The organism is Brevundimonas sp. (assembly GCF_047617075.1).
In the GTDB taxonomy this organism is placed as follows: Bacteria; Pseudomonadota; Alphaproteobacteria; order Caulobacterales; family Caulobacteraceae; genus Brevundimonas.
Window position 1 is genome coordinate 262,468 of the sequence record NZ_JBLGCI010000002.1, and the last position, 13,677, is coordinate 276,144.

Annotated in this window: 12 protein-coding genes; 5 read left to right on the top strand and 7 right to left on the bottom strand. The window is 65.9% G+C overall.

The annotated features are described in order from the left end of the window. Positions 1 to 44 precede the first annotated feature (44 nt). The 3 genes from ACI8U3_RS03215 to ACI8U3_RS03225 form a co-directional block, all read right to left on the bottom strand. Positions 45 to 638 (bottom strand): Fic family protein, encoded by a 594-nt coding sequence (locus tag ACI8U3_RS03215; protein ID WP_415013421.1) that lies wholly within the window; start codon positions 636 to 638, stop codon positions 45 to 47. A gap of 3 nt (positions 639 to 641) precedes the next feature. Further along, complete coding sequence (locus tag ACI8U3_RS03220; protein WP_415013422.1) at positions 642 to 836, bottom strand: hypothetical protein; 195 nt, start codon at positions 834 to 836, stop codon at positions 642 to 644. 289 nt (positions 837 to 1,125) lie between these two features. Further along, a complete protein-coding gene (locus ACI8U3_RS03225) occupies positions 1,126 to 2,058 on the bottom strand; it encodes an IS1595 family transposase (RefSeq protein WP_415013423.1) in 933 nt (310 codons plus the stop codon). Between the two features lie 98 nt (positions 2,059 to 2,156). Here ACI8U3_RS03225 and ACI8U3_RS03230 point away from each other — a divergent pair, with 98 nt between their 5' ends. From ACI8U3_RS03230 to ACI8U3_RS03240, 3 genes are all read left to right on the top strand, one after another. Then, complete coding sequence (locus ACI8U3_RS03230) at positions 2,157 to 3,089, top strand: fatty acid desaturase family protein (RefSeq protein ID WP_415013424.1); 933 nt, start codon at positions 2,157 to 2,159, stop codon at positions 3,087 to 3,089. A gap of 153 nt (positions 3,090 to 3,242) precedes the next feature. Beyond that, the gene (locus ACI8U3_RS03235) at positions 3,243 to 3,656 is read left to right on the top strand and encodes a DUF2141 domain-containing protein (protein ID WP_415013425.1); all 414 of its coding nucleotides are present in this window, start codon (positions 3,243 to 3,245) and stop codon (positions 3,654 to 3,656) included. A 24-nt stretch (positions 3,657 to 3,680) separates the two neighbouring features. Continuing rightward, positions 3,681 to 5,138: a carotenoid oxygenase family protein gene (locus ACI8U3_RS03240; protein WP_415013426.1), complete on the top strand. Its 1,458-nt coding sequence runs from the start codon at positions 3,681 to 3,683 to the stop codon at positions 5,136 to 5,138. A 126-nt stretch (positions 5,139 to 5,264) separates the two neighbouring features. Here the strand turns inward: ACI8U3_RS03240 and ACI8U3_RS03245 are convergent, their stop codons facing one another. The 4 genes from ACI8U3_RS03245 to ACI8U3_RS03260 form a co-directional block, all read right to left on the bottom strand. After that, complete coding sequence (locus tag ACI8U3_RS03245; RefSeq protein WP_415013484.1) at positions 5,265 to 6,692, bottom strand: amidohydrolase family protein; 1,428 nt, start codon at positions 6,690 to 6,692, stop codon at positions 5,265 to 5,267. Between the two features lie 162 nt (positions 6,693 to 6,854). After that, positions 6,855 to 7,934: a helix-turn-helix domain-containing protein gene (locus ACI8U3_RS03250; protein WP_415013427.1), complete on the bottom strand. Its 1,080-nt coding sequence runs from the start codon at positions 7,932 to 7,934 to the stop codon at positions 6,855 to 6,857. A gap of 137 nt (positions 7,935 to 8,071) precedes the next feature. Next, complete coding sequence (locus tag ACI8U3_RS03255; RefSeq protein WP_415013428.1) at positions 8,072 to 8,818, bottom strand: LytTR family DNA-binding domain-containing protein; 747 nt, start codon at positions 8,816 to 8,818, stop codon at positions 8,072 to 8,074. Positions 8,819 to 8,838: 20 nt separating this feature from the next. Beyond that, positions 8,839 to 9,543, bottom strand: a complete 705-nt coding sequence (locus tag ACI8U3_RS03260; RefSeq protein ID WP_415013429.1) for a TetR/AcrR family transcriptional regulator — start codon at positions 9,541 to 9,543, stop codon at positions 8,839 to 8,841. Positions 9,544 to 9,737: 194 nt separating this feature from the next. Between ACI8U3_RS03260 and ACI8U3_RS03265 the strand changes: the two genes are divergently transcribed. Both ACI8U3_RS03265 and ACI8U3_RS03270 read left to right on the top strand, forming a co-directional pair. After that, complete coding sequence (locus tag ACI8U3_RS03265) at positions 9,738 to 11,951, top strand: TonB-dependent receptor (protein WP_415013430.1); 2,214 nt, start codon at positions 9,738 to 9,740, stop codon at positions 11,949 to 11,951. Positions 11,952 to 12,064: 113 nt separating this feature from the next. Beyond that, the gene (locus ACI8U3_RS03270) at positions 12,065 to 13,603 is read left to right on the top strand and encodes a spinster family MFS transporter (protein WP_415013431.1); all 1,539 of its coding nucleotides are present in this window, start codon (positions 12,065 to 12,067) and stop codon (positions 13,601 to 13,603) included. The last annotated feature ends 74 nt before the right edge of the window (positions 13,604 to 13,677 follow it).

Consider the following 13,677-nt stretch of genomic DNA (forward strand, 5'->3'; position numbering starts at 1 on the left):
GAGCACCAAGCCGCAGCCCAAGACCGCGCTTAATCTCGCCCCACCTAGAGGTTCGACTGAATTTGCTGCGTCAGAAGGGCCGTCAAAAGTTGAGCCATCGGCTGCACCGCAGCGTCCACGTTCTGACTAGTATCAAAAATCTGATCACAGGCCCTGAGCGCGCCGTAGTAGGTCGGCTTGTCGCGCTGGATTTGTTCGATGACAGAATTTTTGGGCGGCAGTAGGCCGCCGTACTTTGCGCACAGGACCATGTACGCGCTGGCGCGGGCGGTGCGGCCGTTTCCGTTCTGGAAGGGGTGGACCCAGTTCAGACGCCACAAAACAAACGAAGCAAGGTGGATGAGGTCGCGCTCGTTCCAGTTAGTTGCCACCCATTCGACGGCCGTTCCCATTAGGGCTGGCACCTGTATCCAGCTGGGGCAGCGATGAGCGCTGTTCTGGATATGCACCTCGCCCTGCCGGTACTCCCCCGGCGAAGGCAGCAACCCCGCCATCGCCACGCCATGGAGCCGCTTGATTAGGGCCTCAGAGAACACAAAAGGGGTCCCTTGCGGAACCCCTAATACGGTGGCGTCCACCAACTGGTGTAGCCGCAGTATGTTGGCCTGTTTGCGGAGGAACTTATCCTGCGCATCCATGCCTTAAACGAGCGCGTCCTTGGCCTGCTCGGAGGCCAGCATAATCGTGCGGGTGGCGCGCATCGTTTCGACCGTCACCCGCGAGTCGTTAATGCCAGCATTAGCCGCAGCCATAGCGATGCGGCCCTCTTCAAGCTGGGCTTCAGAAACCGTTACATTCCGCGCCCGCTCCAGAAGCGTGTGCAGTTCGTTTTCCATCATCTCTGTCCTACTCCGGCGTCCGCCGGTGCCCCCCACGGGTGGCACAAGACCACCCTTGATAACCAGCAGACGGACTCCGAGTTCCGCCAGAATCCTGCCAGCGATACCCTAAAAAATCCTAAAGCATGGATTTGACGGTTATACGTCCATAGTGCGGCATCCACAATCTGCATTATGTAGGGTGAATCGCGGCATTTTGCACCACCTGTTGTGTGCCTTGTTGTTAATGGTCGTTCGTCACCCCTTCGTTCGCCAGCGTTGATTGCGGCGTCTCTTCTTCGGCTTTTTAAACGGCTTGCAGGCCGTCAATCCGCCGATAAGTCAGGCGCTTGCCACCGATCATCGACAGGGCCTTGGCGGCGCGTTGCGTGTCATCAAGGCCGCAAGCGATGCGGTTGGAATAGCGGAAGTCGAACTCTGCCAAATAGCGATGCAGGTGGCGCTTGGCGCAATGCTGATAGACGCCGCGCATCCCGCGCTTGAAGATCGAATAGAAGCCTTCAATCGTGTTCGTGTGGATGGTGGCGTCAACGCGCGAGACGTATTCGTCAATGTTGTGATTGACGACGCCGTGCGAGGCGAAGTGACGACCGATCTGGGGGTAGTGACGGGCGCTATCAGTCATCAGGCGGGCCTCGCGAGAGACGTTCGCCATGACGATGGGGCCGATCTCGGCAGCGCCGATACGGTCCACCACATAAGACTTGGCGCGGCCTGACTCACGGTCCACCAGAGAGACGACCTTCATCTTGTGCGCGGACGGGTTGCGGCCCTTCTCGATGTCAGGGTCGGAGCCGATGAAGGTCTCATCGACCTCAACCGCGCCGCCGTTTCCGCCCATGGGATAGGCGGTGTCGTCGCGCATGGCCTCACGGATGCGATGGGCCATGAACCAAGCGGTTTTGTAGGTGACGCCAAGCGAACGCATCAGCTGGTGGCTGCTCATTCCCTTCTTGGAGGACGACAGCAGGTGAACCGCCAGAACCCACTTGTTCAGGGGGACGTGCGAGCGCTCAAACAGGGTGCCGACCGTGACCGAGAAAGGCTTGCGGCAGTCGCGGCACTTATAGACGCCGGGACGGGTGCTGTTGCCCTTCAACTCGACCGAGTTGTCCACCGTGCCGCAATGCGGGCAGACCCGACCGTTGGCCCACTGGAGCTTTTCCAAATGAGCGCGGGCCGCGTCGGCGTCGTGAAAGATGGGATCGGTCAGGTTCATAGCTACACCCTATATGATGGGCGTGGTACGTCAAGTGCATAATCCCCGGCTTCTGCGACTTTATCGCGTCCTTTTGGAGAACGCGCTATGATGACCTCATGCCCGCCGCGCCGCGCATTTCCCCGACCCGTCTGTTCACGCCCGAGGAGTGGGCGCCGTTTCAGGCGCGCAGTCACTGGCGCGGGCCGTTGCTGGTGCTGCACGCCTGGGGGGTGATCGCCCTGGCCATGGCGGTCGGGGTGATGTGGCCGGTGCTGATCCCGGTCTGCATCATGATCGTGGGCGCCCGCCAGCTGGGTCTGGCCATTCTGATGCACGAGGCGGCCCACGGGGCGCTGGCGAAGAACCTGACGCTGAACGACATGCTCGGCCACTGGCTGTGCGCCGTGCCGGTCGGGGCCAGCCTTGGCGCCTACCGCCCCTATCACCTGTCGCACCACAGGTTCGCCCAGCAGCCGGAGGACCCGGATCTGGTGCTGTCCGAGCCGTTCCCGGTCACCGGCGCGTCCCTGCGGCGCAAGATCATCCGCGACCTGACCGGCCAGACCTTCTTCAAGCAGCGGGTCATGCTGCTGGTCGGCGCGTTTCGTAATCAGCGCGACGCCGACATGGCCGAGGGCGCGGTGGTCACCGGCAAGTCGGTGGCGCCCTTCCTGATCGTCAACGCCGGGATGCTGGCGGCCCTGACGCTGGCCGGCGTCTGGTGGGCGTATTTCGCGCTGTGGCTGCTGCCCATGGCCACCTGGTTCCCGCTGGTCACGCGCCTGCGCAACATCGCCGAGCACGCCTGTGTCGAGGGGTCGGCCGACGACGCCTTCCGCGCGGCCCGCACCACCCGGGCCAGCTGGATCGAGCGGGCCCTGATCGCGCCCTACTGGGTCAACTATCACGCCGAGCACCACCTGTTCATGCACGTGCCCTGCTGGCGCCTGCCGCGCCTGCACCGGCTGCTGCACACCCGCCCCGAGGCCGCGCGCATGGAGACGGCGCCGGGGTATCTGAGCGTGCTGAGGACAGCCGCCTCCGCCTAGGACGGTCACCGGCGCTTCGTGAACGCACGGGCGCGGTCATTCACGCACACCACGCGGACGCAAACGCATCGACGGTGGCGACGGCGGCCTCTGCGCGAAATCAATGGGCCATCGACGGCCCGGCGACCGGGTCTTCATCTCAGGAGCCCGATCATGTTTTCCGTTCCCGCCTTCATCCTCGCCGCCGCCCTGACGCTTCAGCCCGCCGACACCAGCGTTGTCGAGATTACCTTCGACGTGGGCGCCGAGGACGGCGCCGTCATGGCCGCCCTGTTCGACAGCCAGGCGGCCTATGACGGCGGCGGCGCTCCGGTGGGCGCGGCCATGATCGACGTGGCCGGCGGCGAGCGGGTTGCGCGGTTCGAAGGCCTGCCCCCCGGCGACTACGCCCTGCGGGCCTTTCACGATGTGAACGGCGACGGCCAGATGAACACCAATCCCTTCGGCATGCCCACCGAGCCGTTCGCCTTCTCCAACAATGCGGTGGGCAACATGGGCCCGGCCTCCTGGGACCGCGCCCGCTTCACCGTCTCGGGCGAGACCCGCCAGACCATCACCCTGCGCTGAAGAATGATTGGGGGAGCTGACATCATGAACACCTCGCGCCGCACCTTCCTGACCGCCGCCGCCGCTCTGGCCATCACGCCGGACACGGCCTTCGCCGCCCGCGCCCTGCGGGTCGCGTCCGACTGGTCCCTGGCCACCGCCGATGTTGAGGGCGACATCGCCCCGCGCGTCCTGCAGCGGGTCCACGGCCGGGCGCCCGAGGGCCTGTCCGGGGCTCTGTACCGCAACGGACCCGCCAAGTTCCGGCGGCCGGGCGGTTCGTCCCAGCACTGGTTCGATGGCGACGGCCTGATCCGCCGCTTCGGCATCCAAGACGGTCAGGCCACCCTGGCCGCCCGCTTCGCCGACACACCCAAGCGGCGTCAGGAGACGCGGCTGGACGCCATGGTCATGCCGGGCTTCGGCACCGTCGCCGACCCGCGCGCCGAGATCGGTTCGGCGGACGACGCCAACCCGGCCAACACCTCGGTGCACAAGGTGGGCGACGCCATCTGGGCCCTGTGGGAAGCGGGCTCGCCCATGGCCATGGATCCCGACACCCTGGAGACGCGCGGCTTCGTCACCCTGCGCCCGGACCTGCGCGGCATGCCGTTCCTGGCCCACCCCCGCATCGAACCCGACGGCCGCATCTGGAATCTGGGCGTCAACGGAAACAGGGCTGTGGTCTGGCGCCTCTCGGCGGACGGGACGCTGGAGGACGCGCGGGTCATCCCGCTGCCGCGCGCCAGCTACATCCACGACTTCACCGCCACGGCGCGGCATCTGGTGATCGTGCTGCAGCCGTGGGTGCATGCGCGCAACGTCATGCCGGTCTCCACCGCCTACGACTGGCTGCCGGACGAGGGAACCCAGGTGCTGGTGATCGACAAGGACGATCTGGACGCCCGGCGGGTGTACGAGGCGCCGGCCTTCGGCTTCTTTCATCTGGGCGACGCCTGGGAGGAGGCGGGCGGGACCATCCGCTTCGACGTCTGCGCCCATGCGGACATGTCCTTCGCCTCACAGGGCGCCCAGGACATCCTGAACGGCGTGCCGCTGGGCAATGAACCCGCGCGGCTGGCCATGATGACCCTGTCGCCGGACGGTCAGGGGCGGCTGGAGCACGCAGGCCGCGCGGCCGAGTTCCCCCGGGGCGACGCGCGCCGGGCGGGCGAGCGGCGCCGTTACAGCCTGCACACCCTGGGCGAGGAGCCGGACCGGCCGCTGGCCACGGCGGTGGGCGTCACCGACTGGGATCAGGGCCGCACCCACGCCTATGACTTCGGCACCGGCCATGTGGTGGACGAGATGGTCCATGTGCCCAAGCCGGGCCTGAGCGGCGAGGCGGACGCCTGGCTGGTGGGGCCCACCATCAATCTGCGCGAAGGCGTCACCGAGCTGCACGTGCTGGACATGGCGCGGATCGAGGACGGTCCCGTCTGCACCTGGCGCGCCGACGTGGCCATGCCCGCCGCCTTCCACGGCAACTGGGCGGCGGCCTAGCGCCGAGGAAGAGAGACCCTGGAGCGGGCGCCCGGCGACCTCATTGGTACGGGCTTATGGAGGAACGTCTGCTCGCAGCATTGGCCGCTTCAACGGCCTGCAGCATGGCGTTCAGCTGGCCTCGGTTCAGATATCTCCCACCCAGAATGACGCTTCGATAGACGATGTGTTTCCGATGTCGACCAGCGGGTTCTCGTTGAGCAGAACGAGGTCCGCACGGCGACCGACCTCGATGACCCCCGCATCGCTGCGTATGGCCCGTGCAGGCGCCGCGGTCGCCGCATGGAGCGCCTGCGCCGGGGTCATGCCGGCGGCGTTGAGCGACTGCAGCTCGTCGTGCAGGGAGAATCCCGGGACGCTCAGCCAACCGTTGGCGTCCGTGCCGGCGAGAATGGGGACTCCCGCAGCGACCATGGCCCTCAGCAGGATGCGATGGGCTTCTTCGCGAGCGGCCCAGAACGCCCTATTCGAGGCGATCTGTTCGGGCGTGTCCCCTGCGTACGCCTGAAACTTGTTGCTGCCCGGAAGCCACCCGAAGCCCAGCGGGCCGTAACCTTCGACAATGCCGGGATTGGCGTATTTGAGCGGGATGTCCGCGAGGGCGCCGTCCAGATCAAACACCTGATCGTCGATGTTTTCCGAGAAGCGCAGCGTGCTGTGAACGGCGATGTCGTTTTCCAGCAGGTCAGCTGCGATCTCATCTTTCCTGCTTTCCACGAAGGCGATGAACGCCTCGCTTCCCTGGCTGTTGACGCTCCCGAACTCGTCCAGCAGCGCCTTCACCAACTCCTCGATATGGGCGATTTCGCGAAGCCTGGTGGTGCGCAGGTCGCTCAGCGGCATGTCTTCGGGCAGGTGGCCGACCGTCGGAACATCCAGCTCTTCGGCTACATCCAGAATGGCGCGATAGCTGTCCATGGTCAGGAAGCCGTACAGCTTGATGCCGTCGTAGCCCCGGTCGATGAACGCACGCGCATCGTCCCGGGCTTCCTGCGCATTCGGCGTCGAGTGCGTGTTGAAGACATTCTCGACGAACCAGATGACCAGCGGTTCGGGGATCCAGCCCGGAGCAGACCCAGCCGACGAAAAGCCGTCCGCCGAGTTCATCGACGGCGAGGACACATGGAAACGCGGGCCGATGCGGCCGCTCCGGATTTCATCCCTCAGAGCCAGATCTGCGTCCGACCCGCCCATGCTGCGGATCTGCGTCACCCCGTTGGCCACATAAAGCAGTAGGTCGTTGGGGCTGCGCTGGAGGTGCACATGGGAATCCATCAGGCCCGGGATCAGAAACTTTCCGCGACCGTCAATCCGCGTCAGGCCTTCAGGAATATCGCTGCCGGTCGAGATCGAAACGATCTGTCCGTCCCGCACGGCCACCGTCCTGTCCGGCAGCATCTGTGAACCATCCGGCGACAATACGCTGACGTGGGTGATCGCCATCGGGCCGCTCTCGACCTGAAACTGGTCAGGATCGACGACCTGGGTGTGCCCCCCGTAGATTCGATCAACGGTGCGAAGGGTCAGAAAGAACAGCGCGGCGACCGCCAGCACGATCAAGCCCGCGATCACGCCTCCGGCCCTGAAACCCCATTTCCTCAGTGTTCTCATTTGCATCCGAACCCTCCCGCGACTTGCTGTGGTGGGGCGCATCTTGCAAATCGGACGGGGCCAGGCGTCCGGACTTATCGAACTGGACGTCCGGGGATCGCTTTTTCAGGCTCCCTGTACGGAGCGCGCTGTCCGGAACTGGGTGGGCGTCTGCCCGGTGTGCCGCCTGAAGATCGCGTTGAACGTGCTCTTTGATGAAAACCCGGCTTCCAGCGCGATATCGAGGACGCTCTGGTCGGTTTGGCTGAGACGCTCACACACGAACGCGATCCGATAGCCGTTGATGAACTCATAGAAGTTCTTTCCGGCGTGACGGTTCAGAACCTCCGACAGGTGGTGCTTGCTCAGACCGGTCGAAGCCGCAAGCCGCTCCAGGGTCAGGTCGCCGTCGAGATAGAGTTCGTCGCCTTCAAGCCGTCTTCTGACCGTTTCGAAGAGTTCAGCCCGGGTCGACGGATCGAGTTCACCGTCCCGCCGCGACGAACCTTCATCCGGGTCCTCAAGCGTGGCCCCGGACGGCTCGCTGGACAGCGCCGGGATCGTGAAAAACAGCGGACGCCGCCACTGAATGATGGCGATGACGTAGATGAATGCGGCCAGAACTATATTTGCCACATCGGGCAGGAGCCTCGGCGCCGATGTCGGCCCGGGAATCACGTTCAACGACCAGACGACGAGGTTGAGAGCCTGCAGAGCCAGCAACCAGTTGAAAACGTCCGGATTGAAATTGGACAGGGTGTCATTGGCCTGTCGGCGATACCGCCAGAGGAAAAACCCCGTCCAGGCGGCGTATCCGTAGGCGATCATCGCGGGCAAATGCTCGGCGATCTGCAAACGAATGGAAGGCGGTCTTTCTCCCGCGATCCACATCGCCATCTGGTGCGGATCGGCCAGCGATATATCGGCCGTCAATGCGTAGCAAAGCAGAACCGGAATCAGGTGCAGGACGTCGCGCCCTGCCAGGGGAACGCCGAGAAGAGCGCTGCGGCAGTAAAGGTAGCCCAGGGGCCCCAGAGTCACCGGCAAGAAAAAAATCGGACCGATCGCCCACCCGATGATGGGGCTATCAATGTTGGCCAGTATGATCGGAACTGAAAAAATCAGCGCGATTACAAGGCATATAAGCCCAAGAAGCCGACTTGCTGTCGTCGTCCGCGTATCGCTTACCAACAGGCCGAACAGCAAAAGGCCCTGAATAATCCCTATGTAGGATATGTATTCATTTGCGGAGTTCAATTCGTTTTGCCCGTGCTGGATGCGTTATTCTAACGACCAAGCATCGCCTTTCATTCTGTGCGCACCGGCATCGAAGAGGACACGCCTTAATACCACCCCGCCGCGCGAAGGGCGCGGGCGTGGCGGCGGCTGACCGGGACGGTGAGGCCGCCGTCCAGCGTGAGGGTCGCGCGTCCGTCGCCGCGCTTGATGTCTCGCACAGCGTCCCGGGCGACCCACCAGCTGCGATGGGTCTGGGCGCCCTCCAGCCCCTCCAGCTCGGCGACGGCGTCGGACAGGCGCATCAGGATCAGGTCCGAGCCCCGGTCGGTGTGGATGCGCAGATAATGGTCCTCGGCCTGCACCGCGTGGATCACGGCGCCGCGCAGCCGGGGCGGCAGGCGGTCCAGAAAGCGGGGTGGCGTCTCGCCCGCCTCGGTCGTGACCGTCTTCCGCTCCAGCGCCATGCCGATGGCGGTCATCCCGGCGGTGATCAGCAGCACCCGCCAGGTCAGCCCGGGCAGCATGTCGAGCCCGTACGCCTGGCCGTAGAAGACCCAGCCCGTCACGCTCCACACGACGAGGGTCACAGGCAGGCCGATGGCCAGCACCGAAACCACGAACCGGGCGGGCAGGGACGCCTCCATGCCCGGCAGGCGGCGGACCATGCGCATGCAGACCTCGGCCCACAGCCCGGCCACGATCATCAACACCACCCAGTAGACCAGCCGCAACCACAGGTCCGTCGTCGCGCCGAAGGCGTTGGTCAGGGCCAGAAAGACCCCCGCGGCGGCGGCGATTCCGACCCCCTGGACTGTCTCTGCGGTGATCAACCGTTTCAGGCCTGCGGACATGCGATTCCCCCCGATCGATTTCAGCGGCCGCACACCGCCCGGAAACCAGCGGCGGCGAAGCGGACCATGTAGTCGCACGCGGTCTCCAGATCGCCTGACCGGCACTGGCCCTCGGACAGCCGGTCGATGCGGCCGGTCTCGCCCAGGGTCAGGGTCAGGGCGCCCGACAGATTGTGCCAGGCCCAGTAGAGATCCACGTCCCGCGCGTCGGGCAGGACCAGCCGCACCGCCTCGATCAGGCGGTGGATGGCCGGGTCGAAATAGCGCGCCATGGTCTCGCCGCCGAAGGCCGGATTGGCGTTGGTCTGGGCCACCAGCGCCGCATAGTGCTTCCACCCCGGCCCGCCTTTCAGCGACCATTCGAACGGCGGGCGCAGGAACGCTTCAAGGATGCCTTCCAGGGTCGCGCTGTCGCCGGCCTCCGCCACATAACGATTGATGGCGTCCACGCGCTCGTTGTTCCAGACCTCGGCCCGGCGGATGAAGACCGCGTCGAACAGGCCCCGCTTGGCCCCGAAATAATAGTGCACCAGCGCCGTATCCACGCCGGCCTCCCGCGCCACCTCGCGGATGGTGACGCCATAGAAGCCGTGCTTGGAGAACAGGTCCTCTGCGGCGTCGAGGATGGCGTCGCGAGTCTCCCCGGCCTTCTGGTCCTTGGACGGGCGCCCCCGGCGGGCGGGCGCGGCCTTGGGTTTCGGAGCGGGAGCAGGCGAACGGGTCATGGGCGGACGCTAGTGCGCGCGGAGGCCCCGGGCAATCGGGCGCGAGCATGGCGCCGGCGCCACACGGTCGAGCTTCCCCAACGTCAGCGCCCCTGGACCATTTGACAGAATGCAAAAACGCGATCAGGTTCCCGGAAAATCATTGAACGCTGAATAAATCGCGTCGTCATCGGAAACACAGGTTGGGGCATCCCATGAACAAGCTCGTCAAATCCGCTCTTCTGGCGGGGGCCGCGGTCAGCGCGCTCACCGCTTCGGCATCCTGGGCCCAGGCTCAGGACATGTCCGAACAGCCCGCCGCCACCGAGGTGGGCGAAGTCGTCGTCACCGCTCGCCGCCGCGAGGAGTCGCTGCGCGAGGTGCCGGTGGCCGTCACCGCCCTGAGCAGCGAGCGCCTGGAGCTCACCGGCGCGGCCGACGTCACCGTGCTGCAGCAGCAGACGCCCAACGCCACGGTCCAGGTGGCGCGCGGTTCCAACTCGACCCTGATCTCCTTCATCCGCGGCGTGGGCCAGCAGGATCCCCTGTGGGGCTTCGAGCCGGGCGTGGGCCTGTATGTGGACGACGTCTACATCGCCCGTCCCCAGGGCGCGGTGCTGGACATCTTCGACATCGAGCGCATCGAGGTTCTGCGCGGACCCCAGGGCACCCTGTACGGCCGTAACACCATCGGCGGCGCCATCAAGTACGTGACCTCGCGCCTGGACCCCGAGCCCGAGCTGATGCTGCGCGGCGCGGTCGGCTCTTACGGCCAGGTGGACCTGATCGCCTCCGGCTCTGCGCCGCTGGGCGACACCTTCCGCATCGGCGCGGCCATCGCCAACTATGACCGCGACGGTTTCGGTCAGAACCTGACCACCGGCGCCGAGCACTATGACAAGGACGTTCTGGCGGCCCGCATCAGCGCGGAGTGGGCGCCGACCGCCGACCTGTTCTTCCGCTTCGCCTGGGACCGGGTGGAAGACAATTCCAACGCCCGCCACGGCCACCGCGAGGTCGCCGGAACGGCGCCGGGCGCCGATGTCCTGCCTGACATCTACGACACCCGCTCGGGCCTGGGCGACGACAACTATGTGGAAACCGAAGGTCTGTCCCTGACCGGCGAATGGACCATCAGCGACATGCTGACCTTCAAGTCCATCACGGCCTACCGCGAAGGTTACACCGACACGGTCATCGACTTCGACGGCACGCCGTCGCCGATCCTGGACATCCCGGCCTATTACGCCGACGACCAGTTCACCCAGGAGTTCCAGCTGCTGTTCGAGGGCGGCCGCTGGCAGGGTGTGGCCGGCGTCTTCTATCTGGACGGCCACGCCGAAGGCGCCTTCGACACCATCGTCGGCAATCTGGGCGTCAGCATCGGCAACGGCGGCTATGTGGACACCGAAAGCTATGCGGTGTTCGCCGACTTCAACTTCGACCTGACCGACCGCCTCCGTCTGGCCGTCGGCGCCCGCTACACCGAGGACGAGAAGACCGGCTTCGTGAACCGCGCCACCTATCTGGGCGTGGGCCAGACCCCGCTCACGGGCGGCCCGGCGGCGACGCCGCTGGTTCAGAACACCCTGTACACGAACACCCGCTCGTTCGATCAGTTCACGCCGCGCGTCTCGGTCTCCTACGACCTGAACGACGACCTGACCGGCTATGCGGCCTACAGCCAGGGCTTCAAGTCCGGCGGCTTCGACATGCGCGGCGACGCCCTGGCGACCCCGGACACGGTGGACGGCTATGATCCCGAAACGGTGGACAGCTACGAGCTCGGCCTGAAGGGCTACGCCTTCGACCGTCGCCTGACCTTCAGCTCGGCCCTGTTCTATTCGGACTATCAGGACCAGCAGGTCACCACCCAGGTGCCGACCGCGACGGGCATCGCCAGCTTCGTGGACAACGTGGGCGCCTCGACCATCTACGGCGCCGAGATCGAAGGCTCCCTGTGGCTGACCGACTTCCTCACGGCCAACTTCGCCGTTGGGTACCTGGAAGCCGAGTTCGAGGAGTTCATCCGCTACAACCTGACCACCATGCAGTACGAGGACATCTCGGATCAGGTGGTGGTCCAGAACTCCCCGCGCTGGAGCGGCTATCTGGGTCTGACCTGGACCGGCGACGTCATGGGCGGCGAGCTGGCGGTGACCCCGTCGGTGGCTTACCGCGATGACTTCAGCCAGTTCGAGTTCCCCAACCCGATCCTCGATCAGGAGGGCTACGCCCTGGTGGACCTGTCCGCCGTCTGGGTCGCCCCGGCCGGAAACTGGCAGATCGGCCTCTACGGAAAGAACCTGACGGACGAGGAGTACCGCACCGGCGGATACAACTTCCCGGGCCCGGTGTTCGGCGATTCGATCAGCGCCTTCTACGGCCCGCCGCGCACCTGGACCGCCAGCTTCCAGGTCCGGTTCTGATCATCTGAGCGAAGACTGACAGGCGGCGGGCCACGGCTCGCCGCCTTTTTCTTTTGCAGAGCAGGGCAGGCGGGCTACCGTCCGGTCCAACGAACAAAGTCGAGGGGAAACGCATGACCGCCACAGCCGAGACGCCGCGCGTCGAGAAGCCCGGGTATCGCTACTACGTCCTGGCGATCCTGGTGCTGGTCTACATGCTGAACTTTCTGGACCGGCAGATCATCGGCATCCTCGCTGCGCCGCTGAAGGCGGAGTTCGGTCTCAGCGACAGCCAGTTCGGCCTCTTGGGCGGCATCGCCTTCGCCTCGGTCTATTCCACCCTCGCCATTCCGCTGGCGTGGCTGGCGGACCGGTTCAGCCGGGTCTGGATCATGACCGGCGCCCTGGCCGTGTGGTCCGGCTTCACCGCCCTGTGCGGCATGGCCGGCTCGTTCGGCCAGTTGTTCCTGTTCCGCATGGGCGTGGGCGTGGGCGAGTCCGGCGGGGTGGCCCCGGCCTATTCGCTGGTGGCCGACTATTTCCCGCCCCATCAGCGGGCGCGCGCCCTGGCTGTGTTCGCCTTCGGCATTCCGCTGGGCACCGCGGCGGGTACTCTGGTGGGCGGCGTGCTGGCGGCCCAGTACGGCTGGCGCACCGCCTTCATCGTGGTGGGCCTGCTGGGCCTCCTGCTGGCCCCGGTGCTGCGCCTGACCATCCGTGATCCCAAGCGCGGCGCCACCGACATCGCCCGCCCGGCGGTGGTGGATGCGGCCCCGGTTCAGCCTCAGACCGTTCAGGCCGCCGCCGCGCCCGCCATCCCCGCCCCGAACCGCGTGGGCCTCAACGCCTCGCGCCTGATGCTCGTCGCCGGGGCGGTGGCCTTCGCGCTTGCGGCGCTGGGTCAGTTCGGCGGCGTCCCTGTGGGCAATCCGCTGGTGCTGGCCTTCGCCGGCGGTCTGGCGACGGTCATCGGCGTGTCCTTCTGGATCGCCAAGGTCACCGCCTCCTACGTGTTCCCGAAAAAGAGCTTCTGGCTACTGGCCCTGGGCGCGGCGTCGTCGTCGGTGTGCGGCTACGGCATCGCCGGCTGGCTGCCCCTGTTCTTCATGCGCAGCTTCGACCTGACCCTGCTGCAGACCAGCTGGTACTACGCCGGCATCGCCCTGATCGGCGGCACCCTCGGCATCTGGATGGGCGGCGCCGTCGCGGACAAGCTGGCCAAGCGGGGCAAGGGCGCCTATCCCCTGACGCCCGCCGTCGCCTTCCTGATTTCCGCGCCCCTGTTCATCGCGGCCATGAACTCGCCCTGGATCATCGGCCTGGTCCTGCCCGGCGGCGGCAGCGCGGTGCAGCAGCTGACCCTGGCCTTCCTGATCTTCCTGATCCCCACGGGCCTGAACCTGGCCTGGCTGGGCCCGATCACGGCGGCGGTGCAGAATCTGGTTCCGGCCCCCATGCGCTCCACCGCCTCGGCCCTGTTCCTGCTGATCAACAACCTGCTCGGCATCGCCGTGGGCTTCTACTATTTCGGCTGGATGAGCGACCTGCTGGCGCCCCGCTTCGGCGAGGAGAGCCTGCGCTGGGCCATCTACACCGGCATGGGCTTCTACCTGCTGGCTTCGGTGTTGCTGATCGCGGCCTCGCGCACCCTCAAGCGCGACTGGGTGGACTGATCGGAGGGGATCGCCTGTTGCGCCTGCGAAGGGGCGGCCTTTATAAGCGCCTCAACCTTCCTTCCCACGACAGC

Coding starts and splice junctions, on each gene's coding strand:
- ACI8U3_RS03255 (WP_415013428.1), bottom strand. CDS start 8,818: ATGTCCGCAGGCCTGAAACGGTTGATCACCGCAGAGACAGTCCAGGGG.
- ACI8U3_RS03220 (WP_415013422.1), bottom strand. CDS start 836: ATGGAAAACGAACTGCACACGCTTCTGGAGCGGGCGCGGAATGTAACG.
- ACI8U3_RS03265 (WP_415013430.1), top strand. CDS start 9,738: ATGAACAAGCTCGTCAAATCCGCTCTTCTGGCGGGGGCCGCGGTCAGC.
- ACI8U3_RS03260 (WP_415013429.1), bottom strand. CDS start 9,543: ATGACCCGTTCGCCTGCTCCCGCTCCGAAACCCAAGGCCGCGCCCGCC.
- ACI8U3_RS03240 (WP_415013426.1), top strand. CDS start 3,681: ATGAACACCTCGCGCCGCACCTTCCTGACCGCCGCCGCCGCTCTGGCC.
- ACI8U3_RS03270 (WP_415013431.1), top strand. CDS start 12,065: ATGACCGCCACAGCCGAGACGCCGCGCGTCGAGAAGCCCGGGTATCGC.
- ACI8U3_RS03235 (WP_415013425.1), top strand. CDS start 3,243: ATGTTTTCCGTTCCCGCCTTCATCCTCGCCGCCGCCCTGACGCTTCAG.
- ACI8U3_RS03225 (WP_415013423.1), bottom strand. CDS start 2,058: ATGAACCTGACCGATCCCATCTTTCACGACGCCGACGCGGCCCGCGCT.
- ACI8U3_RS03215 (WP_415013421.1), bottom strand. CDS start 638: ATGGATGCGCAGGATAAGTTCCTCCGCAAACAGGCCAACATACTGCGG.
- ACI8U3_RS03230 (WP_415013424.1), top strand. CDS start 2,157: ATGCCCGCCGCGCCGCGCATTTCCCCGACCCGTCTGTTCACGCCCGAG.